Here is a 26,253-nt window from a genome sequence, read left to right as displayed (position 1 = left end):
GAGTGTCATCCTTACCGTCTTATTCATTCCCTAGGACGTGAGAAAATTTATTAATTGAGGTGTTGATGCTGCGTGTATCGGGAGAGATGATGACACACGAGGACCAGTCTGCGGACCGAGACGATGGGAGGGGCGCGAGTAGCGAGTACGAGGACGGAACGCCGAGGCGTCGGTTCCTCGCGACCGGCGGCACGCTCGCGATAGCGGCGGCGCTCGGAACCGAGTCGACGACCGCCCGGACGACATCGGAAACGACGGCTACCCGGGCGCCGGAAACGATGGACCAGTTCGAGGACGCCGTCGAGGAGACGGTCGCGCGCGCTCGAGCGGTGGTCGACGACGGCCCGTTCGATCCGGAGTGGGAGTCCCTCGCCGACGTGACGCAGGTCCCCGAGTGGTTCCGCGACGACAAGTTCGGCATCTTCTGTCACTGGGGGCCGTACTCGGTACCCGCGTACGCACACGAGTGGTACCCCCGCCAGATGTACAACACCGACAACGAGATCAACGACTACCACCGCGAGACGTACGGCAAACCGGACGAACACCCCTACCAGGAGTTCGTCCCCGAGTTCACCGCCGAGGCGTTCGACGCCAATGAGTGGGCGGCGCTCTTCGAACGGGCGGGGGCCAGATACGCCGGGCCGGTCGTCGAACACCATGACGGCTGGTCGCTCTGGGACTCCGACGTCACCCCCTGGAACGCCGCCGACACCGGGCCCGAGCGGGATCTAGCCGGCGAGCTCGAGTCGGCGATCCGGAAGCGGGAGATGCGGTTCGTGACGACGTTCCACCACTCGTACAACCTGATCGGCGAGGACGGCTACTTCTCGTTCGCCTACGAGAACTACCCGTCGGTCACCGAGGGCTACCCCGACCGCGTGCTGTACGGTAACCTGCCCGAGACGCTGCAGTTCGATACGTGGCTGGCGAAGCTCGTCGAGGTTGTTGGGGAGTACGACCCCGACTTCGTCTGGTTCGACTGGGGGCTCCCCGACGTTCCCGAGGAGTATCAACGGCGGTTCCTGGCATACTACCACAACGCGGCCGCAAAGCGTGGGAAGGAGGTCGTCACAACGAACAAGGAGGACGCGTTGCCCCTCGAGTCGAGCGTCGCTGACTTCGAACTCGGGCGGCCGCGTCACACCCAGGAGCAGGCGTGGAACGCCGAGTTCAAGGTCGCCGACGAGGGCGGGTGGGGGTATGTCGAGGACCGCACGTTCCACTCCCCGACGCGCCTGATTCACGTCCTGATCGACGTCGTCAGCAAGAACGGCCAACTACTGTTGAGCGTCGGACCGCGCGTCGACGGCACCATCGAACGCGAGGAACGCGAGCGACTGCTCGCGATCGGCGACTGGCTCGACGTCCACGGCGAAGCGATCTACGAGACCCGTCCGTGGGACGCGTTCGGCGAGGGACCGACCCGCCTCGAGGAGGGCGGCGAGTTCATCGAGGACGTCGAGTACGGCCCGGCTGACGTGCGGTACACCCGGTCGAAAGACGGGAGTACGGTGTACGCCATCGTCATGGGCTGGCCCGGCACCGGCGAATTCGTCCTCGAGGGGATGACCGTCGACCACCCCTCGGCGGCCCCCGGAACGCCGCCGGGCCACGGCGGCTCACCGCCGGGATGTACTGAGCCATCGGGCCGCGATCAGGGACCTCCCGGGAAGCGTCGGGGAACAGCGAGCAGTTCGATTCGGCTGCTCGGGCACGGACCGGTCCCGTTCGCCGTCTCGGCGGACGGCTGCCCGGTGATCGACGTGCCGGATCTCGCCGAGTCGGCGCGCCCGAGCGACGTCGCCGTCGCGTTCGCGCTCGAGGGGTTCGACCTCGAGCCCTCCGAGAACGCCCACCGATAAGCCCTCCAGAGCATGAAAACCGTCGATACGCACACCCACGCGTGGGGCGAGCCGACCGATGAACTCCCCTGGGCCGCAGACGTGTTGCCGCCTGGGTGGACAGGATCGTACACGCACCGCGACCTCGTCGCGGATATGGACGCCGCGGGCGTCGACGAGGCCGTCGTCGTCACGACGCCGCTGTACGGCCGCGGCGTGCGGGCCAACGAGTACACGATGCGATCGATCGAGGCCCACCCCGACCGCCTCTACGGCGTTGGCCTGCTCGAGTTCTTCCGGTCGGGCCCGGAAGCGATCGTCTCCGCCCTGAAACGCGTCACGGGCCACCCGCGGATGCTCGGCGTTCGCATGCACGCCGCCCACGAGTACGAGGTGATTCCGACGACCGTCGATCGCTGCGGTGACTGGATCCTCGACGAGCGCCTCGAGCCGGTCTGGCGGGCGGCCGGCGACCTCGAGACCTGCGTCTTCGTCTTCCCGAAGGCCCAGCAACTCGGGCACCTCGCGACGCTCGCCGACCGCTACCCGGAGACGACCGTCGTCGTCGATCACATGGCCTGGCCCGACGAGACCACGAGCCCCGACGAGGGGTCATGGACCGAGTTCGAGACGCTCGCCGAGTACGAGAACGTTTCCGTCAAGCTGAGTTCGCTGCCCCGATCGGCGACCGAGCCCTGGCCGTACGAGGATCTACACGGCTACGTGACGAACCTCGTCGAGTGGTTCGGTCCCGAACGGCTGCTGCTCGGCTCGGACTACCCCTGGATGGACGACTGGGCCGCCTACGACGACTGCCTCTCGTGGCTCGAGACGGTTGAGACCCTCTCGCGGCGCGATCGGGCGTTCATCTCGCACCGGACGTTCGAGCGCCTCCACGGCTGATCGGGGGCTACGATTCGAACGACCAGATCTCCTCCATGTAGGGGATCTGTTCGCCGGCGGCGGCGTCGGCGTCGACACCGTCGCGTTTGAACCGCGCCACGCGGCGCTCCCACGCCTCGACGGCCGGGTCGTTCGCCATCACCTCGTCGTAGGCGTCCACGTCCGGACACTCGAGGAAACAGACCACGATATCGTCGCGAACGAACAGCTGGAACGTCTCGACGCTAGCGCGCTCCATCGCCTCGGTGACGCCGTCCGGCACGTCGTCGTGGGCCTCGATGTACTCCGCCGTTCGATCCGGATCGATTCGCTGGACGTAGACCGCCCGCTCCAGTTCATCGGTCATACGAGACGTCTCGACGGCCACCGACACAAAGCTTTGCCAGCGTCGTGAGAGGACCGTCGGTCCTGCGGTCGGCACACCCGTTCTTCCGTCGCGGACGCGCAGTCGTCAGTCGGGCTTACCACGAGGTGACGCGGACGTCGCGAAGCGGACGGGGCAGCGGAATCTCGACCTGTCCGCCTGTGTGGTGTGAGAGGTAGAGGCCGATAATGATCTCGAGGCTGCGCGTCGCCTCCTCGCCCGTCGACCGGTTCGCCGCGCGTCCCTCGAGGACGTCGACGACGTGTGCGGCCGCGTTGCTGAACGCCCGTTCGTAGTCGTCCTCCCAGGTCCACGCGCCGTCGATGCCAGGTAGCGGCTCCTCGACGTGCTCGCCGTCCTCGAGTCGCCAGTAGCGCCACTCGCCGTCGTCGTTGTTCAGGTACAGTTTCCCCTCGCTGCCGATGAACTGGAGCGTCATCGACGAACTGTCACGAGGGATCGTACAATCGACGGTAACGAACGTGCTGTCGTCCATGACGACGAAGCCGCCGCCGCCGGCGTCGTCGACCTGCGTGCCGGCCTCGAGGCTCTTGACCGCCTCGTTCTCGCCGGTGATGTGCCCCGAAACGGTCTCGGCGCGAGCGTCGAGGAGGTAGACGAGCGTATCGAGCAGGTGCGTGGCGTTTCGAAGCAACTCCATCCGGAACTGCATCGTCACCGACTGGGGGTCGCCGAGAAGTCGCTCCTCCTGAACGAGCGTCCGAAGCCGCCGGAGCTTGTCGGTGAACCGAAACGAGTGGTTGACGACCAGTTCCGTCCCCGTCTCTGCACAAACGTCGACCATCTCGCGGGCGGCGGTGACGTCGGTCGCGATCGGTTTCTCACACCAGATCAGCTCGGGGTCCGCGGCCGATCGGGCGGCATCGACGACGTGCCGGTGATGGAGGGACGACGGCGTACAGACCGAGACGACGTCGAGCGACTCCGACTCGAGCATCGCCTCGTGGCCGACGTAGCGCCGGTCCGGATCGATCCCCCACGCCTCACCGAACCGCTCGAGTTTCGCCGCCTCGACGTCGGCGCCGGCGACGAGATCGATCTCGGCTTGCGCGTCGAAGCCGCCGGCGTGACTGGCCGTGATCTTCTCGCGGCCGATCCGCTCCTCGTCGTGCATCCCGAGAATCCCCATGCCGGCGATGCCGCCGGTTCCGATGATGCCTGCAGTGTACGTCATCGGGGATCACTCGTAGACGTGCAGGTCGCCGGTCCGATGCTCCTCAATGTACTCCCAGTCGTAATCGACGCCGAGGCCCGGCCCATCCGGGACTTCGACGCGGCCCTGCTCGTCGATCGTCTCGATCGAGGCGATCTCGCAGTCGAGGTTCCGGCTGGCGTCGCTGCCGCCCCAGCCGTGGATCTTGTTGATCTTGCTCCAGTGTTTCTCGCGCTCGAGCGGGTTCTCGCCGACGAGGTAGTCGGCGAACATGTTGATCTGGGCCGCGCCGGGCGAGTTCCCCCCGACGTACTCGCCGGTGAATCTGGCGTCCGTGTGGATTTTGATCCCGAACAGCTTCCGCCGCGTCGTCTCCCCGGGTTCGTAGACGAGATTGAAGCCGTTCCGATCGGTCCCGACATCCTCGAGCGGGTACTGAAACTCGCAGCTCTCGATTCGCGTTATCGTCGGCGCCATACGAGTCGTCCAACGACCAGCACCATAAATTTCCCTGAGGCGGCACGCTCACGGAAAGAATGGCGCAGTACGGAGTAGTGAACGTCCGTGTTACGTAGTGATGAACGACCCCACCCGCGGATTCGCGCGACCGAGACGAACGAACCGATTAACGCACGCGTTCGACCCGCAGAAACGCCGCTCGCAATCCGTTCGCCCCTCGGGATGCGAAGCGATTCCCAGTCCGAGAGCCGTTAACGCGGCCGGTGAGAGAGATCCGTGAACCCGGGCTATTCAACGATGATGAATGATAGTACGATCTAGTGTTAGGATCGAACGCGTCGCTCCGTCCGTGCGCTTCGCGACGCATGCCGAGTATCGGTACATCTGTTACAGCAGTATGGTTGTAATAGAACGCGAAAGGTTGCCAAAGTATGGACGAGGAACCGACGTGATTCCGTCGTCGCACCGACGAGCGACGAACCGGCGAGACGATTTCGTTCATCGATGATGAACGCCGTGTTTCACGGTTCGTTGACCGGCACTCGACGCGGCCGTATTCGGTTTCGTCGCCAGAAACGGGCCGAGGCTCGAGAATTTCGGGAGAAACGGATAGGGCGGGTGACAAGACGGGATAAGATAAGACGAGACGGGACGAAACGAGCCCTCGTCCCGTCGGCCGCGACGAGATCAGTTCGACGCTACTCCGCCCAGAAGGCGTCGTCCGGCGTCGACTCGAAGATCGCGCGGTCGAGAACGTCGATCCCCTTCTCGAGTCCCTCCCTGGCCGACGTGAGCGAGTCCTCGTGTTCGATCGAGAGCGCGCCGTCGTAGTCGACCAACCGGAGCGCGGAGACGACGTCCTTCCAGAAGTCCTCGCCGTGGCCGTAGCCGATCGACCGGAAGAGCCACGAGCGCTCGGATTCCTCGGTGTAGGGCGCCGTGTCGAGGACGCCCTTCTCGCGGGCGTTGTGGTCGTAGACCTTCGTGTCCTTGGCGTGGACGTGGTGGATCGCGTCGCGGTTTCCGAGCAGTCGGATCGCCTCGGTGACGGAAATTCCCTGCCAGAGCAGGTGCGACGGGTCAACGTTCGCGCCGATCCGGTCGTCGGTCAGTTCGCGCAGCCGGAGCAGCCCTCGGGGCTCGTAGACGAGCATGTTCGGGTGCATCTCGATCGCGACGTTCACGTCGTGATCGTCGGCGACGGCGGCCACCTCAGACCAGTAGGCCTCAGCGACGTCCCACTGGTACTCGTGGGCCTCCCGGTGTTCGGCCGGCCACGGGGCGGTGATCCAGTTCGGAACCTCGTCGGTCGGTCCGCCGGCCGGAAGCCCCGAGAACGTCGTCACGGTGTCGACGCCGAGTTGCGACGCGAGGCGGATCGCGCCGCGAAGTTCCCGGTCGGCCTCCCGCGAGCGGTCGTCGACGGGGTGAAGCGGATTGTTGTGAGTGGCGAGCGCCGAGATGTACAACCCGTGTTCCTCGAGGCGGTCCTGCAGTTCCGCTTGCGCGTCGGGATCGTCGAGGTACTCGTCCTGCGGGAGGTGGTCGTCGCCGACGAAGCCGCCGCAGGCCAGTTCGACTGCGTCGACGCCCTGCTCCGAGAGGTACGCGAACGCGTCCGCGAGCGATTCGTCCGAAATCGACGTCGTGAGGACTCCGATGTCCATACGAGACGGTCACCGGAGACGACCAAAGCTCTTGGGGAGGTAACAGAATGGTGACCGCGCGGACTTACTCCTTGAGCGCCCCCTGAGTGAGCCCGCTAACGATCCGTTCTTGGGCGATCATGACGAGTAGCGCCATCGGAATCACGCCGATGATGCTCGCGGCGGCCATCAGGTTGTACGCGACCTGCTGTGACCCCTGGAAGGCGAAGATCCCGTGGAGGACCGGCGACCAGCCCTCGACCGTCCCGTTCACCATGAGATACGAGAAGAAGAACTCGTTGTAGACGATGATGAACGAGAGGATGCCCGCCGTCGCCACGCCGGGCGCCGACAGCGGAACGATGACGCGGCGGAGGGCGCCGATTCGCGTCGACCCTTCGATGCGTGCGGCGTCCTCGAGACCGTCGGGAATCTGTCGGTAGAACGTCGTCAGCAGGAAGATTATCAGCGGCATGGTAATCGCGCTCAACGGCATGACGATCCCCCACGGCGTGTTGTAGAGCTCCGGGGACTCGAGCCCGATAAGCGTCACCTGGCCCGTGAACAGGCGAAAGAGGGGGATCAGGAAGGCAACCGGCGGGAAGTAGGAGATGACGAGGATCCCGAGCAGGAGCGGCGTCCGACCGGGGAAGTCGTAGCGGCCGAAGACGTAGCCGGCGATGCTGCCCACCGTCAGGACGATGATCGTCGACAGCGAGGCGATGATCACGCTGTTTAGCATGTAGAGGTGGAACGGCACGACCTCGAAGACCTCGAGGAACGCGCCGGGGTTGAACCCCTTCGGGACCACGCCCATATCGGCGATCGCCCGGTTCGGCGTGAGCGCGAGGACGACCAGCCAGTAGAACGGGAACAGCGAGACGGTGAGGAAGAACCCGATCCCGGCGTAGGTCAACCATCGGTAGACGGTGTCGGGATCGCGGATCGCTCGGTGGGCCGTGCGGTCGATCACGGACTCGGTATCGCTGGTGGCGTCGCTCATATTACATCTCACCCCGTTCGTGGCGCCGTAGCTGGGCCAGGTATCCCAGCAACAGGACGCCGATGACGGCGGCGATGATGAACGCGACCGCCGCCGCGGAGCCGTACCTGTTCCCGTTCCAGAGCCCGATGACGAGACAGCTGAGCGTCGGCACCGTGTTACACCCCGACGTCGCCTCGACAAGTCCGTACACCTTGAGTGCCCCGATCGTTCGGAACAGCAGCGCCACGAGGAGCGCCGGGAGCACGAGCGGGAACGTGATCGTCCGGAACTGCTGGAGTTTCGACGCGCCCGCGACGTCGGCGACGTCGTAGAGGCTCCGATCGATACTCTGCAGGCCCGCGAGGATGAGCAGCGCCATGAACGCCGACTGCTTCCAGACGTCGGCCAGGATGGCGATCAACAGCCCGTCTCGGCTGGTCGCGAGCGGCGTCGTCGAGATCAGCCCGAGTTCGTTGAGTGGACCGACAGCGAACCCGACCGACGGCTGGAACATGAGATAGAAGATCATCCCCTGAATGACGATCGGGACGGCCCACGGAAGGATCATCGCGACGCGCGCCCACCGTCGGCCGCGAAACTCCTTATTCAGGATCAGCGCCATCGCGAGCCCGAACACCGTTTCGACGGCGACCGCGCCGACCGTGAACAGCAGTGTCACCGGAACGGCGCTTGTGAAGGGGGTCTCGAGGCTGAAAAACGGCCGCTGGAGGTTCGCCTGACCGGTGAGAATGTCGACGTAGTTCCCCAGGCCGACGAACTCGCCGACCGGGTTCGTGGCCACGATGTTGTCCGCGTGCAGTGAGATGTTGGCCGTGTAGAGCAACGGCCAGATGGCCATCGTTCCGAGCAGCGCGAAGACGGGGAGCAACATCACGTAGACGAACTGCGTATCGCTCAGTCGCTCGATCCGGTCGAGCACCGCGAGGTCGAGACGATACCGGGATCGATCACCGGTGATCGTCGCTGAGCGGTCGTCCGTACTCATGATTCGAACGATTCCTCGAGGTCGGTCAGCCGCGAGGCGAGCTCCGACATCGCGTCCTCTACGCCGGTGTCGCCCATTAGCGCAGCGTTGGCCTCCTGGGCGACGGGATCCGACTGCTGGCTCCACACCGCCGTCGCCGGACGAGCCATCGTGTGATCGCCGGCGAACGAGAGCGGCTCGAGGTACCGACCCATGATCGACACGTCGGTCGCGTCCTCGAGGATGTCCGGGTTCGGCGGGATGTGACCGACAAGTTCGAAGTTCGCCCGCTGGAACTCCGGCGACGTCAGCGTCTCCAGAAACGCGAGGGCGTCGTCGAGCCGGTCCGTGTTCGGATTCACGCAGTAGTTCCAGCCGCCGAGGGCGCCGATCGAGCCGCCGGTGCCGGGGTACTCGCCTTCGCCCTCGGGGACGCCGTACGGCATCGGCATCACGCCCATGTCCTCGCCGAGCGCGTCGTCGGCGCCGTTGATGTTGATCGAGTACGGCCAGTTGCGCAGCGCGACGGCGTCGCCGTCGGTAAACGGCTGCATCGAGGGTGACAGTCCCCATTGGAATGCCTCCTCGGAGGTGATGCCACCGGCGAATTCGTCGAGCGTGTCCGGCGCGTCCGTTCCGTGGATGAACGTCCGCGCCATCCGAAGCGACTGGAGGACGGGCTCCTCGTCGATCGTCACGGGGCGATCGCCGATCGGCCCGTAGAGGTACTCCTCGGGGTTGCCGAAGTACGCCCCGCCCCACGAGGTGACGAACTCGTTGAACACGCAGCAGGCCAGTTGGATCTCGGAGGCGGCCTGCCAGTTGTAGCCGTACGCGACGTCCGCCTGCTCGTAGACGTCCTGCAGTTCGTGGGAGAACTGCTCCCACGACAGCGGATCGGTCCGGTACTGTTCCCAGTCGTACCCCGCGTCTTCGACCAGATCCTTCCGGTACTGGATCGTCGGGAAGTCGGGGTACAGCGGGACGCCGTAGAGTTCTCCGTCCGAGTCGGTCGTGGTGTTGACGCTCTGTTCGAAGTAGTCCTCGTGGACGGTATCGAGGACGTCCGACGGCAGCTCTCCCTCGAGGTTCTGGAGCTGCCCCCGGACGATAAACGGCAGCGTCCACCCGCTGTCGAACGCCAGCAGGTCCGGTTTCTCCTGTCTGGACGAGAGCCACTGGGAGTACTGGTTCTGCATCTCGTCGGTGGTCTGTCCGCCGCTGATCAGTTCCAGCTCGATGTCTTCGGAGAGGCCCGCGTCGTACAGCGCCTGCGTTATCTCGTCGCTGTTGTTCCGCCACTCGTTCGTGGCAGTGAGCTGGAGCGCGTCGTCGCTCCCCCCGCCATAACAGCCGGCGAGGCCGGCGGTGGCGGTCGCGCCCGCTGTGATTACGAACCGTCGTCGACGGAGCACACTGCCAGCGCTAGCAGCGTCCGTGCTGCGGCTGTCATGCATAATCACAACAACCGTAAGCAAGTATAAATATTTTTCCTCGAATAAGACCGTCGGCCAATTATCGTCGCCAGTGCGGTCGCTCGCGACCGATCAGCTTCCTCGGTGTGAACAGTTCCGCATCCATTCGGACCGGTAACGGCTCCAGTCTCCGTCCCGTAGGGACGCTCTGGTCTCGACCAGTTCAGTGATCGTCCAGGTCTCTCTCAGTCCATCGATATCTCTGGTCTCGCTCAGGTTGTCGGGGTCGGCTCCCGTTCCAGACCGTGGACGAGGGCGTTTCCGGACGCCGCGTCGAACAGGTGGATGCTGGACTGATCGAATGTGACCTCGATCACCTCGTCCTCCGCGAGTTCCGTCTCCGGACTGACGCTCATGAGCAGGGAGTCGCGTTCCGTGCGGCCCCGTTCCTCGACCGGCGAATCGGCCGCCGCCGGCCGGAGGTAGACGAACATCTTCTCCCCGATCGGTTCGATCACGTCGACGTCGGCGCGCACGGTGCCGACCGTCGCCGGAGCGCGGTGATCGTCGACAGGATAGATGTCTTCCGGCCGGACCCCGAGCGTGACGTCGGTCGACGCGTCCACGCCGGGCGCGTCGAGGGAGACGATCTCCGACTCGAAGCGGCCGTCCGCGACCGTCCCCTCGAGGAAGTTCATCGACGGCGAGCCGATGAAGCCGGCGACGAAGACGTTCGTCGGCTCCTCGTAGCACGTCAGGGGCGGCGCGATCTGCTGGAGTTCGCCGTCGTTGATGATCGCCACGCGGTCGGACATCGTCATCGCCTCCTCCTGATCGTGGGTGACGTAGATCGCCGTTACCCCCAGTTTGCGCTGAATGCGCTGGAGTTCCGTGCGCATATGTACCCGCAGCTTCGCGTCTAAGTTCGCCAGGGGCTCGTCCATGAGGAACACCTCGGGATCCCGGACGATGGCGCGACCGATGGCGACGCGCTGTCGCTGCCCGCCGGACAGTTCGCTCGGCATGCGGTCTAACATCCCCTCGAGTTTGAGGGTCTCGACGGCCTCGTCGACTCGCCGTTCGATGGCCTCGTCCTCGGCGCCCCGTATCCGGAGCCCGTAGCTCATGTTGTCGAAGACGTCCATGTGGGGGAACAGCGCGATGTTCTGGAAGACCATCGCGAGGTTCCGATCCTTCGGCGGGAGGTCGGTGACGTCGGTCCCGTCGATGTAGACGCTCCCCTCGGACTGCGTAGTCAGGCCACCGATCATCTCCAACGTTGTGGACTTGCCACAGCCGGAGGGGCCGACGAACGAGACGAACTCGCCGTCCTCAATGGTGATGTTCATGTCGTCGACCGCCGTGACGTCGCTGTACCGCTTGGTAACGTTTTCCAGGCGAACTGAACCCATACCACGAGTTCGTTTATCGAGTGTCCCCATAAAGATTAGCGTCCATCGACATGAACCGCGGATCGACTGCTGATCCGAATTACGTTCCACCGGCCCGAAGCGAGCAACTGTGGTCAACACGCTACTCGGCGTTCCGTCGTTCGATTTCTCTTTATTTCGCCATATGAGAATAAATATAATCGAGTATCTTTTTCAATATCATTACGGTACACTGAGGACGGAGTTGTCCGAAATGGTTAGCCAGCAACGCAGAGACGTACTCGCAGGTATCGGAGCGGGAACGGGGCTGTCCCTCGTCGGGGGCATCGCAACTGCCGAAATCGATGGAACCGACGACCGGGACGACGGGACGTCCGAGGTACCGTTCGACGACCGAATCGCCGACCTCCTCGAGCGACTCACGATCGACGAGAAGGCGTCGTTGCTCCACCAGTATCAGCCGCCGATTCCGAGCGCCGGACTGGACGCGTTCCGGACCGGGACGGAAGCGCTCCACGGCGTCGCGTGGCTGGGCGAGGCGACTGTCTTTCCGCAGGCGATTGGCCTCGGGAGCACGTGGGATCCGGACCTAGTCGAGCGCGTCGGCGACGCCGTCGGCGACGAAGTGCGCGGGAAACACAACGCAACGGACGGCGGCGTCGGCCTCAACATCTGGTCGCCGACGGTCGACCCCCTCCGCGACCCCCGCTGGGGCCGCAACGAGGAGGGGTACGCCGAAGATCCGCTGGTGAGCGGCGAGATCGCGACGGCCTACACGGACGGGTTGACCGGCGACCATCCGACGTACCTCAAGACGGCGCCGATACTCAAACACTACATCGGATACAACAACGAGACTGAGCGCACAACGACCAACGCCGAGTTGCCGCCGCGGCTCCTCCGCGAGTACTATCTTCCCTTCTTCCGGGATCCGATCGAATCCGGAACCGCGGCCGGCGTCATGGCCTCGTACAACCTCGTCAACGGTCGACCGATGACGGTCTCGCCGTTGCTGGACGGAGTTCGGGAGTGGGCGCCCGACGGCAACGCGATCATGAACGTCAGCGACGCCTGGGCGCCGGTGAATCTGACCGGCGACCAGGCGTACTTCGACTCGGATGCGGAAGCGCGCGCCGCCGCGGTACTCGCGGGACTCGACAGCTTCACCGAGTTCGGCGCCGATAACTCGACGACGACCGACGCGCTACTGGGTGCGATCGAGGACGGGCATCTCGACGAGACAGATCTCGACCGGGCCGCCGGCCACGTGCTGACGGTGCGCTCGCTGCTCGGGGAGTTCCTCGAGCCCTCGGAAGACCCCTACGCCGATCTCACCGAGGACGTCATCGGCCACGAGGACCACCGCGAACTCGCCTGCGAGGCGGCGCGAAAGGGGACCGTCCTGCTCGAGAACGGCGGTGACGGCGACGGCGTGCTCCCGCTCTCGACGGACGACACTGTCGCCGTCGTGGGGCCGCTCTCCGATCGGGTGTTCGAGGACTGGTACAGCGGTACGATGCCGTACCGGATCACCCTTCGCGAGGGACTGCGGGATCGATTCGGTCCCGGCCGGCTCCGCACCGACGTCGGCGCCGATCGGATCGCACTCAAAGAGCGCTCGTCCGGCGACTACGTGTCGGCCGGCGTCGGCAAGGGCGGCGGCGTCCTTGGGCTGCAGAGCACCGACGCGCCCAGCGTGCAGTTGTTCGAACGGATCCAGTGGACGGACGACGCCTGGACGCTCCGGGCGACGGCCAACGAGCGGTACGTGACCGTCGACGGGGACGAACTGGTCAACTCCTCAGACGGACCCGGGGGCTGGGAGGTGGTCGACGAGGCCTTCGAGTTCGTCGACGTCGGCGATGCAGTCGTCCTGTACCATCCCGGCAGCGACAGCTACGTGACCGTCGAGGAGGGAACGCTACGGGCCAGCGCCGACGCACAGGCGGACGCCGCCAGGTTCGACGTCGAAGTGCGAACCGACGGAATCGAAGCGGCGGTCGAGGCCGCGCGCGACGCCGACGCCGCGGTCATCGCGGTCGGCACGCACCCGCTGATGGGCGGCCGCGAGACACAGGATCGAGAGACGCTCGCCCTCCCGCACTCCCAGCGCGAACTCGTCGAGCGCGTCAGCGACGCCCAGCCGGATACCGCGGTCGTCCTGCAGAGCAGCTACCCGGTCCACCTCGAGGGCGTCGAGGACCGCGTGCCGTCGATCCTCTGGACCAGCCACGCCGGGCAGGAGACCGGGCGCGCGCTGACGGACGTGCTGGTCGGCGACGTCTCCCCCGGCGGCCGGCTGACCCAGACCTGGCCGCGCTCGGCCGATCGCCTCCCCGATATCACCGAGTACAACATCGCCGAGACGGGGATGACCTACCGCTACGGACAGGCGGACCCCCTGTACGCGTTCGGACACGGGCGCTCCTACAGCAGCTTCGAGTACGACGATCGCCGCATCTCGCCGACGGGGCCGCTCGAGCCCGGCGAGACGGCGACCGTCAGCGTTCAGGTCACCAACACCGGCTCGACGGCCGCCGACGAAGTCGTCCAGTTCTACACCCGCCAGCGCCAGTCCCGAACCGACCAGCCCGAGCGGGTGCTACGCGGGTTCGAGCGGATCCACCTCGAGCCCGGCGAGAGCGTGACCGTCGAGTTCTCGGTCGGGTACAACGAGTTCTCGTTCTGGGACGTCACGCGCCGGCAGCGGGTCGTCGAGCGGGCGACGCACTCGGTGCTCGTCGGCGCCGCGTCCGACGATATCCGGGAGCGCGGATCGATCCGCGTCGACGGCGAGACGATCCCGCCGCGGGACCTCTCCGCGACGACGCGGGCCGTCGACGCCGACGACTGGTCGTGGTCGGAGATCGAACTCCTCGACCGGTCGCGTTCTGCGGGGACGGTCGTCGGCATGACCGACGGCTCGTGGCTCTCGTTCGCGGACGTCGACCTGCGGAGCAAGCCGACTAAAGCGACCGTCTCGGTCGCCAGAGCGGACGAGGGCGAGGCGACGCTACAACTACGCCGGGGCTCGCCGTCTGGACCGCTGCTCGGTCGGACGGGGGTCCCCTCGACGGGTGGCGTCTACGAGTACGCTGAGCGGACGCTGTCGCTGGAGCACGCCAACGGGAACAACAGGGACCTCTACGTCGTGGTTCGCGGCGGCGACGTCCGCGTGCACACGATCCAACTCGAGTGATCGGAGCGCGGAGCGTTCGTCTCGAGTGATCCCGTAGCAGACTCGCCTCGATCGGCCGGAAAACTGGACGGTCACTTCGAGCGACCCGAGGACGAGACGTTCACCTCGAGCGGTCGCGGAGCGGAGCGTTCGGCCTCGAGTCGCCCTCTCGCACCGGTACATTCAAGGAGACCGTCATCAGACGTCTCTGACGTGACCTGTCGAGTGATACAGCTCGGGACGGGAAACCAGGGCGAAGCCTGGTGTCGGGAGTTCCTCCCGCCGAACGTCGAAGACGGGACCGTCGAGGTCGTCGCGGCCGTCGACGTGAACGAGGGGGCGCTGACGAACGCAGTCGAGGCGCTTCCGCTCTCAGAGGCCGAGTGCTATACGGACGCCGAGACGGCGATGGCGGAACACGGGCGCGACGCGGACGCCGTGGCGCTCGTCGTCCCGCCCGGCGCTCGAACGGAACTCGTCTCGCTCGCGATCGATCACGACCTCGAGATACTCACGGAGAAGCCGATCGCCGCGTCGATGGACGACACCGTCGAGATCGTCGAACTGGTCGAAGAGAGCGACACGAAGCTGGGCGTCACGATGAGCCACCGGTTTCGGCGGGACGTTACCTCGCTCCGGCGGCGGCTTCGATCGGGCGAGGACGGCCCCGTCGATTACCTGTACTGTCGGTACGCGGTCAACGCCCGGTCCCGCGGGAGCTGGGCCGGCGAACGGCTGTACGACATCGAGGAACAGCCGCTGCTCGTCGACGGCGCGATCCACCACCTCGATCTGCTGGCAGATCTGGCCGGCGGGCGCGCCGAAACGGTGTTCTGTCGCTCATGGAACCCGGAGTACTCCGACTTCGCGGGCGATCCGAACGCGATCGTGCAACTGGGCATGGACAATGGGACGACGATCGTCTACGAAGGACTGAACACGGCCGCGACCAGTTTCAACGGCTGGTGGGCGGAACGCATCCGGGCGAACTGTCGGGACGCCTCGCTGGTCCTCGACGACGGCGAACTCCGTCGGTTCCCCTACGAGCGGTCTGCGGAGAACTGTCTCGGCCACACATCGCTCGAGGCGGGCGAGCCGATCACCCTCGAGAGCGGGAAGAAGTGGGGGAACGCCCTGCTCGTCGAGCGGTTCGCCGAGTGGTGTGCCGGCGGCGAGCCGATGGAGACGAACGCCCGCGCGAACCTCCGGTCGATGGCGATCGTCTTCGCCGCCATCGAGAGCGCCGAGACCGGCGAGGCGGTCGAGGTACGGGAGTTCCTGTCCGAGCAGATCGATTCTGACTCGCCGCTCGCGGAGCAACGGTAATCGCGACGAACCGGGATCGGTCGGCATCGAGAACCGAAATCGATCTCGAGCGCGAAAAACGAAGGAGCGGCGTCTCAGTCGCCTGCCGGCACCACCGTGATCGGGCCGAGCGGCCCGTCGTGCAGTCCGCCGCCGCCACCGCCGTCGTACACCCGGATCGCGATCGCGTTCTCGCCGCCGAACGCGACGGTCGACGGGTCGACGGTGTACCGTCGCGGTTCGCTCCACGCGGTCTCGAACCCGTCTTCGGGGAACGTGCCGGTCTGTCCGATCTTCTCGCCGTTGAGGAACGTCTCGTCGACGTCGTCGATCGCGCCGAGTGGGAGCTCGAGGGCGTAGCCGGCCCAGCTTTCGGGAACGTCGAACGTCGTCCGGTACCAGCCGAAGACATCGTTTTCGGTGTACTCGGAGTGGGCCTCCCAGGTCGCCGGCACGTTGACGACCTCCCAGTCGCCGTCGTCGTACTCCGGCTCGGCCCACGCGGGGTCGTCCCCCTCGCGGAACCGCCACTCGCCCTCGAGCGAGAGCTGGGGAGCGGTAAACAGGAGCGGCGGTTCGTCACCGACGCGCACCTCGAACACGCCGGTTTCGGGCACGTCGTGCTCGAACGAGACGGTCGTCTTCTCGCCGGGAGCGAGGTCGACCGTTCGGCTCGCGACCACCTCGTCGTTGACGGTCAGCGGGACGTCGATCCGCTCCGGTTGCGCGTCCGCGTTCCTGACGACCGCGGACGCGGTGATCGTCCCCTCGTCCGCGTCGTGTTCGGCCTCGAATCCGCCGACGGGGCTCGTCGAGGCGAACGCGTACGGGAGGCGCCGGCGCGAGAGCTCCATCGGCGACGGATCGTCCGCCGTCCGGGGGCGGAATCCGACGACGAACTCGAAGGGGCCGTCGGGGACGACGCGGTGCTCCGGGCTCGGTTGGACGGGGGTGCCGCCGACGCCGGTCACGGCGTGGTCGACGTTGAACAGCACGCCGTCGCGCTCCTCGAGTTGGTAGTCGAACAGCGCCCGATCGAGGTTCGCCACGCCGTGGGCGCTGACGTTGACCGTCGGCCGACCGAACGCGGCGAGTCCGGCGCCGTCCGCCGCCGAGAGCGTCGCCCACCTGACGTCCGTTTTGTTGCCGTACTCCTGGGGCCGGACGTAGGGGACGTACTGCTCGGAGACGGCGCCGGCGTAGGTGCCGATCTCCGTGCCGTTATTGCGGTCCGGGTAGGTCTCTACCGGTCCGTTCCCGTGCCACGAGAACTCCGAGAACGCGTCGGGCACCTCGAGTTGGACGCCGACGCGCGGGAGCCAGTTCGTGATCCCTTCGCGAAGGGCGTCGTTCGGTTCCGCGCGCACGCCGAGTAGCACGTCGCCTGTCCCGAAGACGTGATACAGATACGTCGTTTCGAAGCCGGCGTCGGCGTCGGGCGCGGAAACCAGCGTCGTAATCTCGACGCGGGTGACGCCGTCGGCGATATCGGAGATCTCGAACGATTCGACCGCGTGTTCGAGCCGGTCGAGACCGAGTTCGTACCACTCCTCGACCTCCGCCGTCCCCCAGTCGACCATCTCGTTCGAGATGGGCGTCCGCCAGACATTCAACAGCGGCCCGCGAGCGAGGAACTCGCGGCCGTCCGCCTCGAGGGAGCGAAGCGTCCCGCGATCCGCGTCGAAGGTGTACTCGAAATTCGGTCCGTCGATCGCCGTTTGAACGTTGTCTGTCATGTGCTCGTCCGTGGTCGTCGGTGTGAATTCGTTCGAAACCGCTGTCCGTCAGTCCGCGCCGCATCGATCTGACGCCGGCTGGGTCGCGGGCGGTCGGTCGCGTCGACGGCGCTCCCGGTCATCGGCTCACCGAGGTGCTCGGCATCGAGTCAATTCGCTCGAGCGGCGGTTCCGGGACGTCGAAGGGGACCGCGAACTGTTCGAAGGCCACCTCGTGGCCGGCGTCGGCCCACTTGGTATCCTCGGCAAGCGCGACGCTGATGGTCAGCCAGTACTCCGCACCCGGCTCGAGATCGGGCTCATCGAACGGGACGGTCGCGTCCCGCGTCGCTCCCGGTTCGACCTCGAGCGACAGGACGCCGTCCTGTAGCACCGTCTCGCCGTCGGTCAGCTCCCAGATCGTTTCGAGGGCCGAGAGGGGCGTGAAGTGGAACCGATTGTGGATCTCGACGACGCCCGCGGCCGGATCGACCGGGTCGATTCCGACGGGCTGGTGGGCCTTTTTCAGTTCCCACAGCTCCGGCTGCGGGGTGCGGTCGGCGAAGATCGTTCCGTTGATACAGAAGGGGCTCACGCCGTACGAGCGGAACGTTCCCTCGTCGCGGAACTCCTCGAACGCGAGGTCGAGGATCGCATCGTCGGCGGCGCGGTCGGACGCGAGTTCCGCGGGCGAGAGCGCGCGGTCGTAGATGCGGACCGAATCGAAGACGGCGTTGGACAGCCAGCCCTCGTAGCCGTCGGTGTGCAGCGTCGCGTTTCGCCCGACGTTGACGGGCTGGCGGGCATGTCCGATATCGCCGTCGTGCTCGGTCGTCTCGAGCAGTTCGCCGTCGACGTACAGCTGCAGTTCGGCGCCGGTGTGGACGCCCGCGACGTGGTGCCAGGAGCCGGTCCAGTCGTCCGGCACCGGCGCGCTGACGGTGATCCACTCCTCGTCGGGATCGTAGACGAACCACTCCAGCGTCTCCTCGTCGGCCATCTGGAGGGCGTATTGGGTGTCGCCCTTCGTGACGTACGGATCCGCGCCGGTCCAGGGCTCCCGCGGCTTGATGACGGCCTCCACGGTGAGCCCAGGCTCGGTGACGTCGAGACTCGGGTCCCTGTAGAGTTCCACCCAGTCGTCGAGTCCGGAGAGGGCGAGCGCGCTCCCGCGGTCGGTCTCGACGATCGAAGGGTTGCCGTGGAGGGCCCCGTCGTTCCCGGTGCCGCTCTCGTCGGGCGTGATCGTCAGGTCCTCGTACAACGTCTGGTCGACCCAGTCCCAGATGAAGCCGCCCTGAAGCTGGTCGCGCTCGTGAATCGTCTCCCAGAACGGCTCCATGAGCCCCAAGCTGTTGCCCATTGCGTGGCTGTACTCGCCCATGATCACCGGTCGGTCCTCGTCCTCGTCGAGCGCGAAGCCCTCGAGTTCGTCGGGGCTGATGTACCGCGGGCCGATGATCGGCGCGAACGGGGCGACGCCGCCGTTGTTGGCCTGGTGATAGAGAAAGCGCGTGTCGTCGACGTCGGTCGCGTAGTCGGCCATCTCGACGTGGGCGGGGCCGAGACCGGCTTCGTTACCGGTGCTCCACGTGAAGATCGACGGGTGGTTCTTGTCGCGCTGAACCATGCTGCGGAACCGATCCATGAACGACGGATCGAACTCGGGGTGTTCGTTGACGAGTTCCTCGTTCTGGTGGGTCTCGGCGTTGACCTCGTCTTGTACGTAGAAGCCGTACTCGTCGGCCAGTGCGGCGAACTTGGGATCGTTCGGGTAGTGTGAGGTGCGGATCGCGTTGACGTTGGATCGCTTCAGCAACTCGAGGTCCTCGCGGATCCGCTCGGTCGTCATCGTCCGGCCGCTCACGGGGTCGTGTTCGTGGCGATTGACGCCCCTGAACTCGACGGGCGCGCCGTTGACGCGGACCTGTCCGTCGACGATCTCGTACTCGCGAAACCCCACGCGCTCGAGTTGGGCCTCGAGCGGCCGGTTCGAGCCGGACGGAACAAGTTCGAGCCCGAGCCGGTAGAGGTGGGGGTGTTCCGCGGACCACTTGTGCGGGTCCGAGACGTGGGCCTCGAGCGTGACGCCGACACTGTCGCCGGCTGGGACGTCGGCGTCCTCCTCGACCGTCGTCACGTGATCGCCGTCCGGATCGAACAGCTGCGCGCGGAGAGCGTACGAGCCGGACGTACCGTTTCCGTTCGCTCTTCCGTGTCTCTTCCCGTTTTCGCCCCCACCGTTTTTCCCTCTTCCGCGCCCGTCCCCGTCTGCATCCGCCGTCGAGAGGTCGGCGACTTCGGCGTCTACTGTAAGCGTCGCGTCCTCGTAGCTCTCGTCTAACTCGGTGCGAACGGCGTAGTCGCGGAGGTGAACCTGCGGCGTCGAGTACAGGTACGCGTCCCGGTAGATACCCGCGAAGTGCCACATGTCCTGGTTCTCGAGGTAGGTGCCATCAGACCACCGGTACACCTGTACGGCGACCGTGTTTTTGCCGGGCTCGAGGGCATCGGTGACGTCGAACTCGGCCGGCGTCATCGAGCCCTGATCGTAGCCGACGTACCGGCCGTTCACCCAGACGAAGGCGGCGGACTTGACCCCCTCGAACCGGAGGAACGTCCGTCGGTCGTTCGTCCAGTTCCCCGGCACCGTCACCGTCCGGCGGTAGGTCCCGACCGGGTTGATGGTGTCGGGTACTTCGGGCGGCTCGTAGGGAGTCATCGGTACCGGAACGTTCCGATACATGGCGTGGCCGTAGCCCTCCGTCTGCCAGACCGACGGGACGTCGATCCGGTCCCAGTCGTCGACCGCGTCGAAGTCGTCCGGCGCGCCGTCGGGCGTGAGCGACCAGACGAACTCCCACTCGCCCTCGAGCGATCGGACGAACGGCGACCGATCCCGTCGCTCGCTCGGCGACGCACACCGTCGGTCCCCAGCGAGGGCCGCCTCGACGGACGGATACGGGATCGTCGGGACGTGCGGTTCGGTCTGGTTTTCCGCGACCGTCGCCGGATTCTCAAGGTACGCCTCGAGATCGAGATCGCCCGGCGATCGATCGGGTATCGGGTCGTCCGTTCGACCGCCGGCCGCGAGGCCGGGGAGGAGGGTGACGGCCCCCGAGGCCAGCAACACGTTCCGTCGGGAGATCGGTACTGTACCATCGACTGCACTCCGCCGTGAATCGGGTTGTTCGCTTCCCATTCGGAATGATAGATAATGATAACGTTAATAATAAATGTTCGTACCGGGATGATATATTATATATCGTGGCGGAAAGACAGTCATCCCCTCCGTTTGGGGCCGTCTCACCGATAGAATCGGACGGGGGCGGCGAGGCGCGAACGCCGTGCGAACTCGATCGCCGCCGACGTCGTCGACGATCCCGACCTGTTGTGATAGCAACAGTAAAGGGATCGGACCGACTTCGTCTGTGTATGCAGTTCGAGGCACTCCGATCGGAACCGGACGGTCCGCGCATTCGAACCGACGAGGGGTTGTTGAAGCTCCAAATCATCGACGACGCCGTCGTCAGGGTTGTCGCGACGGACGGCGACTCGATCACCGAGCCGTCGACCGAGAGCCCGATGATCGTCGAGCAACCCGCAACCGACGTCGACTGGTCAGTGACCGACGGCGAGGCGACGGTCACGCTCGAGACCGACACGCTCCGGGTCGACCTCGCAAAGGACACCTGCGCGCTCACGTGGCGTGACGCCGACGGCGAGTTGCTGGTCCGGGAGCCCCGCGACGGCGGGAAGGAACGCTGCCCCGTCGACGTCGCCGAACTGGCCGGCGAGAACGCCGCGACGCCGGTAGAGACGCTCGAGCGCGAGGCGTACTCGACGAAGCTGTCCCTCGAGTTCGCCGCGGACGAGGCGATCTACGGGCTCGGCCAGCACGACGACGGCATCGCGAACTACCGCGGACGCGATCAGCACCTCTACCAGCACAACACGAAGGTGGCGATGCCCGTGTTCGTCTCTACGCGCGGGTACGGGTTCCTGTTCGACAGTTACTCGCTATCGACGTTCCACGACGACCGCCACGGCACGTACGTCTGGTCGGAGTGCGTGGACGAACTCGATTTCTATTTCGTCTACGGACCGGAACTCGACGACGTCGTCTCCGGCGTTCGCCGGCTGACGGGTGACGCGACGATGCTCCCGAAGTGGTCCTACGGCTACGTACAGTCGAAAGAGCGCTATACGAGTCAGGACGAACTCCTCGAGGTTGTCGACGAGTACCGCGACCGGGAGATTCCGCTCGACTGCATCGTCCAGGACTGGCAGTACTGGCCCGATTCGACGGCGGACGACCCCGATTTCGAGTCGTGGGGCGGCCCGGAAGGCGACTGGGGACGCTGGGGCCAGAAGTCGTTCGAACCGTCGCGATTCCCCGATCCCGACGCGCTGACCGACGAACTGCACGAACGTAACGTGCGCCTGATGCTCTCCATCTGGCCGAACATGATCACCGGCGAGGACCACGAGGAGATGGCCGCGGCGGGCCACCTGCTCGACGACGGCGACCTCTCGGCGCCCGACAACGAAGTCCACTACTACGACGTCTTCTCCGAGGACGCGCGGGACCTGTACTGGAACCAGGCCGAGGAAGGGCTGTTCTCCCACGGCGTCGACGCCTGGTGGGCCGACTCGACGGAGCCGTACAACCCCAACTGGGGGCTCGAGGACCCCCTCGAGCCCGAACAACGCCTCGAGTTGATTGCGAGCGACTACAAGCGGGTCTTCGATCCAGCCTACACCAACGCCTACTCGCTCTACCAGGCGAAAGGACTCTACAAGGGACAGCGGTCGACGACCGAGGAAAAACGGGTACTCAACCTCACGCGGAGCGGGTATCCGGGCCAGCAGCGCTACGGCGCGGTCACCTGGTCAGGCGATATCGAGGCGACGTGGGACCGCTTCGAGAGACAGATCGCCGACGGGCTGCAGTTCACCGTCACCGGGAACCCGAAGTGGACCCTCGACATCGGCGCCTTTTTCGTCGAAGACAACACCGACGATGAGTTCTACGCGAACGGCGACTTCGACGCGGGCCACGAGGACCTCGGCTATCGGGAGCTCTACACGCGCTGGTTCCAGTTCGGCACTTTCCTGCCGCTGTTTCGCTCGCACGGAACGAACACGCCCCGCGAGATGTGGCGCTTCGGCGAACCCGGCGATCGAACCTACGACACGCTCGTGAAATTCGACGAACTGCGCTACCGATTGCTTCCGTACATCTACTCGCTGGCGGGATGGGAAACCCGCGACGAGTACACGATGTTCCGCCACCTCGCGTTCGAGTTCCGCGAGGACGACCGCGTCCACGAGATCGTCGACCAGTTCATGTTCGGCCCGGCGTTGCTGGTCTGTCCGGTCACCGAACCGATGTACTACGGCCCCGGCTCGACGCCCCTCGAGGGACGGGCAAAAGCCCGCGAGGTCTACCTCCCCGACGGCGCGGCGTGGTACGACTTCTGGACGGGCGAGCGTTACGAGGGCGGGCAGACGATCCTCGCCGACGCGCCCCTCGAGAAGCTTCCGCTGTTCGTCCGCGCGGGGAGCGTCGTCCCGATGGGCCCAGTCGTCCAACACACCGAGGAACGGCCCGACGCCCCGTGGACACTGCGCGTCTACCCCGGCCGCGACGGCTCGTTCGAGCTCTACGAGGATGCCGGCGACGGATACGCGTACGAGGACGGGGAGTACGCGGTGACGCCGATCGCGTGGGACGATCCTGCCGGGGAACTCGCGATCGGCGACCGCGAGGGCTGGTTCCCCGAACTGACCGAAACGCGGGAGTTCCGGATCGTCCCCGTCGAGCGGGGCGTCGGCACCGGTGTCGACGAGGCCGAGTCGCAGACGACGGTGACCTACGACGGGAGCGAAACGACGGTCGACGTCGGCCGTTAGTAGGCCGCGTCCGCTAGTCGACGATTCTCGGCGCGTTCCGCGACTGCGAACTGCGCCGGCTCTCGAGCGACGCCGACGGCGCGTGATGGATCGTGCGGCGAGCGGGAGCGCCGACCGCGACGTGAATCACAGCGCTCTCACTCGACGCTACTTTCGTTCGGTACCAGCGAGGACGGAGTCCGAACCACCGACCCGCGTATCGAAGCGAAGGGATAGCCGGCGGTAGTAATGGGTTAACACACCATAATCCGAGTTTCATCCCCCGGGAGAGTTTAACACACCACAACCCGAGTTGCATCTCCCGGGAGAGTAGTCGTCAGCAGCTGGTAGAGGTGCCCTAACTGCTGCATTCGAATAAAGCGTTCATTACCAGACTGCGGTCGGCGCTGTCAGGTCGAAATATAGCACAGTACTGCGCTCTCCTCGGATAGCGACCAACGCGACACTGAGACAGGGGACGGATCGACAGCGGCGAATCCTGTCGTCTCCGAGCCGACGCTGAATCGCGCTCGGCTCATTCGCGGTTTTCGAAGGGGTCGATGCTCGGTCGCGCATTGACGACGCCGCGATGTAGCCCCAGGAGAGGAGCACGAACAGCACCAGTTCCAGCGAGTACGTCAGTACGACGGGTAGTACATCCCGACGCCGGCGGCGACGAGTCCGAACCGTTTCACCGATCCCACGTTCGATGCGTTCAGTCCGGCGGCGATCGAGACGGTGCCGACGGTCGCAACGCTGGCGACGAGCAGGATGTGGCCGAGACTCCCCTGTGCGAGCAGCGTGCCGTCGAACACGAAGACAGACGGGATGATGAATCCCACAAAAGTCAGTTTCAATCCCTCTATACCTGTTGTAAGCCAGTTCGACGAGGCAATCACCGCGGCCGTATAGCGGGCGAGTCCGACCGGCAGCGTGATCGTCTCGAGGATGGCGAAGTAGACGGACTACGCTTTCTCGAGTTGGGCGATCACGCCAGAAACAATCGCGGTTCTTCAAAACTGAGAGGCCGGAGGTCGATCAGCTGGCGCGGAAGACGGGCGAACTCGTCTACCTCTCGGTCGAGAAGAACGGCACCGGCGTCATTGTCTACGAGGCGGAGGGCGAACGGGCCGTCTCCCTGGATACGTTCGTCGGTCGCCGGGCGCCGATGCACTGTAGGCCCTCGGGCAAGCGATGCTCGCCAACATGTCCTGGGAGCGCGTCGCGGAGATCATCGCCGAGAAGGGGCTCCCCGCGGTCACCGAGGAGACAATCACCGACGAAGAACGGTTCTTCCGACACCTCGAGACAGCGCGGGAGGACGGCTACGCGACCATTCGCGGCGAGCGGGTGCCCGAACTCGGCTCGATTGCGGTTCCCGTCAAGAAGAACGGTACCGTGTTCGGCGCCGTGAGTGTCTGCTGTCCGATGTCCCGAGCGAGCGACGAGCGGTTCGAAGAGGAACTATCCAAGCACGTTCTCGAGGCCGCAAACCGGATCACGCTCGATTTGAAGTACAGCTGAGCGGCAGATACGATATTGTCGTACGGTCGGTTCCGGCTCCCGCGTTCGCGGTTTCAGATCTCCTTCCGGCGATTCGTTGCCGACGACGATCCGGTTCCACGGGCGACGGAAGATGTGCGGTCGACTCGAACGTGGGCCGCAGATACTGACGTCGACGCGATCGGGAGCAGAGAACGAGGCAGATCGACGTCTGGCTTCGACCTCGATTACACGAGTACTTCTGTAAACAATTCGCTGAGAAGACCCACTAATCGCTCCTACGAAGTTTCTAACAGTAGTGCTTCCGCAATTCCCTCTCAAGTCTGCGTGTAGTTTTACGCGCCGAACGATCGTCCGGCTACCTCGCCCGACGGACCCGCCGCTGTCGGCCGCATATGGTAATAGCGTACACAACGTCCTCCCGAACAGTGAATCGAGACCGATCGAATGCGCCGATTCTCGGCGTGTCCGGCGTCGCGTTTATTAGAGCGCGTCGGACGAGTTCGCCAGCCGGTCCGAGTTAGCGCTCGACACTGCCGTCTTCACGACCGATTACGAGCATACGCTCGCGCTTGCCGACCGGATCGATGCGGGTGCGGTCCGCATCAACGGCGCGCCGTCCCATGGACTCAGCGATATCCCTTTCGGCGGGAACAAGGATTCGGGTATCGGCCGAGAAGGGCTCGACGCTTCGATACACGCGATGATGCGGACGAAGAGCATTGTGCTGTCGTCGAATCGGTACCGACTCTCGCTCTCCGAAGGCAATCCGAACGCGCGGTCGGCGACGCGAGTCGACGCCGTGCACGAGTCGGCAATACGATTAGCAGTTCAGTTCAGTTCAGTTCAGGCGTGGGAATCCGGCGGTATCAGGTACGCTGCGTACTGACACTCCTCGCAGTTCAACACGTTCGAGAGCAGGAACTCATGCCACGAGATTCCTTTCCGGAGACTCCCGCCACAGCGCGGACACCGAGTGGGGTTTTCGGGCGCCATTTTTCATCTACGAAGGTAGACTACGTTCCCGTATATAAGAGTGGTGCTTGATAACACACCACAAGAAGGCGAGAGAGCGAGCGGAGCGGGACCGAGTTCGACTATCGGCCGTGCAGTTTCGGGAGAAAGGGTCGATTCGTTTTCGCGAGAAGTCGTGTCAGACGCGTGCAACGGAAACTCCCGATGGAATCCGGGACAGCCGTTAACGGGGACGAACGGACCGATCAGCAGTAGCGGTCAGCTAGCCGGCACTCTCGCATAGATAGACATTATATAACGTTATGAATTTGTTCATGATTGTATTGGGTATTGGAAGATGGTCAAATCCATCATCGATTTAAAAATTTCCGAAGGACCCCGTTTCGACGGCAGGGAACACGGTATCGGAGCGGCTACCGTCGCAAAGACAAGAAATCGGATTTCCGGTCTCAGCAGCTATCCAGGTTCAACACCTCTTTTCTATCCACAGGTATAGCTGCGGGCACCCACCGTGCT

The 26,253-nt window shown here is 65.1% G+C and carries 15 protein-coding genes and 3 pseudogenes; 7 read left to right on the top strand and 11 right to left on the bottom strand.

The annotated features are described in order from the left end of the window. The first annotated feature begins 89 nt into the window (after positions 1 to 89). The gene (locus EH209_RS21485; protein ID WP_126664865.1) at positions 90 to 1,865 is read left to right on the top strand and encodes an alpha-L-fucosidase; all 1,776 of its coding nucleotides are present in this window, start codon (positions 90 to 92) and stop codon (positions 1,863 to 1,865) included. Between the two features lie 12 nt (positions 1,866 to 1,877). Then, positions 1,878 to 2,747 (top strand): amidohydrolase family protein, encoded by an 870-nt coding sequence (locus EH209_RS21480; RefSeq protein WP_126664864.1) that lies wholly within the window; start codon positions 1,878 to 1,880, stop codon positions 2,745 to 2,747. A gap of 7 nt (positions 2,748 to 2,754) precedes the next feature. On the opposite strand, the gene EH209_RS21475 is transcribed toward EH209_RS21480, so the two are convergent. From EH209_RS21475 to EH209_RS21440, 8 genes and pseudogenes are all read right to left on the bottom strand, one after another. Beyond that, positions 2,755 to 3,093 carry an L-rhamnose mutarotase gene (locus tag EH209_RS21475; RefSeq protein WP_126664863.1) on the bottom strand — a complete coding sequence of 113 codons (339 nt, stop codon included), beginning with the start codon at positions 3,091 to 3,093 and terminating at the stop codon, positions 2,755 to 2,757. A 115-nt stretch (positions 3,094 to 3,208) separates the two neighbouring features. After that, positions 3,209 to 4,306, bottom strand: a complete 1,098-nt coding sequence (locus tag EH209_RS21470) for a Gfo/Idh/MocA family protein (protein WP_126664862.1) — start codon at positions 4,304 to 4,306, stop codon at positions 3,209 to 3,211. A 183-nt stretch (positions 4,307 to 4,489) separates the two neighbouring features. Then, a pseudogene (locus tag EH209_RS25205) lies at positions 4,490 to 4,762 on the bottom strand (mandelate racemase); the annotation flags it as partial. Between the two features lie 680 nt (positions 4,763 to 5,442). Then, the gene (locus EH209_RS21460) at positions 5,443 to 6,411 is read right to left on the bottom strand and encodes a sugar phosphate isomerase/epimerase family protein (protein WP_126664860.1); all 969 of its coding nucleotides are present in this window, start codon (positions 6,409 to 6,411) and stop codon (positions 5,443 to 5,445) included. 64 nt (positions 6,412 to 6,475) lie between these two features. After that, the gene (locus EH209_RS21455) at positions 6,476 to 7,393 is read right to left on the bottom strand and encodes a carbohydrate ABC transporter permease (protein WP_126664859.1); all 918 of its coding nucleotides are present in this window, start codon (positions 7,391 to 7,393) and stop codon (positions 6,476 to 6,478) included. 1 nt (position 7,394) lies between these two features. After that, positions 7,395 to 8,381: a carbohydrate ABC transporter permease gene (locus EH209_RS21450; protein WP_126664858.1), complete on the bottom strand. Its 987-nt coding sequence runs from the start codon at positions 8,379 to 8,381 to the stop codon at positions 7,395 to 7,397. Next, a complete protein-coding gene (locus tag EH209_RS21445) occupies positions 8,378 to 9,817 on the bottom strand; it encodes an extracellular solute-binding protein (protein ID WP_126664857.1) in 1,440 nt (479 codons plus the stop codon). The genes EH209_RS21450 and EH209_RS21445 overlap by 4 nt, the downstream gene beginning before the upstream one ends. Before the next feature lie 230 nt (positions 9,818 to 10,047). After that, positions 10,048 to 11,187, bottom strand: coding sequence for an ABC transporter ATP-binding protein (locus EH209_RS21440; protein ID WP_126664856.1), 1,140 nt, complete (start codon positions 11,185 to 11,187; stop codon positions 10,048 to 10,050). 232 nt (positions 11,188 to 11,419) lie between these two features. Between EH209_RS21440 and EH209_RS21435 the strand changes: the two genes are divergently transcribed. Next, positions 11,420 to 14,365, top strand: a complete 2,946-nt coding sequence (locus EH209_RS21435; RefSeq protein WP_126664855.1) for a glycoside hydrolase family 3 protein — start codon at positions 11,420 to 11,422, stop codon at positions 14,363 to 14,365. A 204-nt stretch (positions 14,366 to 14,569) separates the two neighbouring features. Beyond that, positions 14,570 to 15,670, top strand: a complete 1,101-nt coding sequence (locus tag EH209_RS21430) for a Gfo/Idh/MocA family protein (RefSeq protein ID WP_211338406.1) — start codon at positions 14,570 to 14,572, stop codon at positions 15,668 to 15,670. Between the two features lie 74 nt (positions 15,671 to 15,744). Here the strand turns inward: EH209_RS21430 and EH209_RS21425 are convergent, their stop codons facing one another. Next, on the bottom strand, positions 15,745 to 17,385 hold the full coding sequence (locus EH209_RS21425; RefSeq protein WP_126664853.1) for a beta-galactosidase small subunit: 1,641 nt from the start codon (positions 17,383 to 17,385) through the stop codon (positions 15,745 to 15,747). A gap of 118 nt (positions 17,386 to 17,503) precedes the next feature. Then, positions 17,504 to 20,566 (bottom strand): glycoside hydrolase family 2 TIM barrel-domain containing protein, encoded by a 3,063-nt coding sequence (locus tag EH209_RS21420; protein ID WP_249038874.1) that lies wholly within the window; start codon positions 20,564 to 20,566, stop codon positions 17,504 to 17,506. A 233-nt stretch (positions 20,567 to 20,799) separates the two neighbouring features. Here EH209_RS21420 and EH209_RS21415 point away from each other — a divergent pair, with 233 nt between their 5' ends. Continuing rightward, positions 20,800 to 23,280, top strand: coding sequence for a glycoside hydrolase family 31 protein (locus EH209_RS21415; RefSeq protein WP_126664852.1), 2,481 nt, complete (start codon positions 20,800 to 20,802; stop codon positions 23,278 to 23,280). A 617-nt stretch (positions 23,281 to 23,897) separates the two neighbouring features. Here EH209_RS21415 and EH209_RS24290 read toward each other — a convergent pair. Further along, positions 23,898 to 24,074 (bottom strand): hypothetical protein, encoded by a 177-nt coding sequence (locus EH209_RS24290; protein WP_164722106.1) that lies wholly within the window; start codon positions 24,072 to 24,074, stop codon positions 23,898 to 23,900. A gap of 227 nt (positions 24,075 to 24,301) precedes the next feature. Here EH209_RS24290 and EH209_RS21410 point away from each other — a divergent pair. Together EH209_RS21410 and EH209_RS24840 are read left to right on the top strand one after the other, a co-directional pair. Continuing rightward, positions 24,302 to 24,783: pseudogene (locus EH209_RS21410) on the top strand (IclR family transcriptional regulator). A 490-nt stretch (positions 24,784 to 25,273) separates the two neighbouring features. Beyond that, positions 25,274 to 25,492: pseudogene (locus tag EH209_RS24840) on the top strand (aldehyde dehydrogenase family protein); the annotation flags it as partial. Positions 25,493 to 26,253 lie beyond the last annotated feature (761 nt).

Origin of the sequence: Haloterrigena salifodinae (assembly GCF_003977755.1) — an archaeon.
Lineage (GTDB): Archaea > Halobacteriota > Halobacteria > Halobacteriales > Natrialbaceae > Haloterrigena > Haloterrigena salifodinae.
The sequence above is the reverse complement of the archived record's forward strand: the minus strand, read 5'-3'. Positions and strand labels throughout refer to the sequence as shown.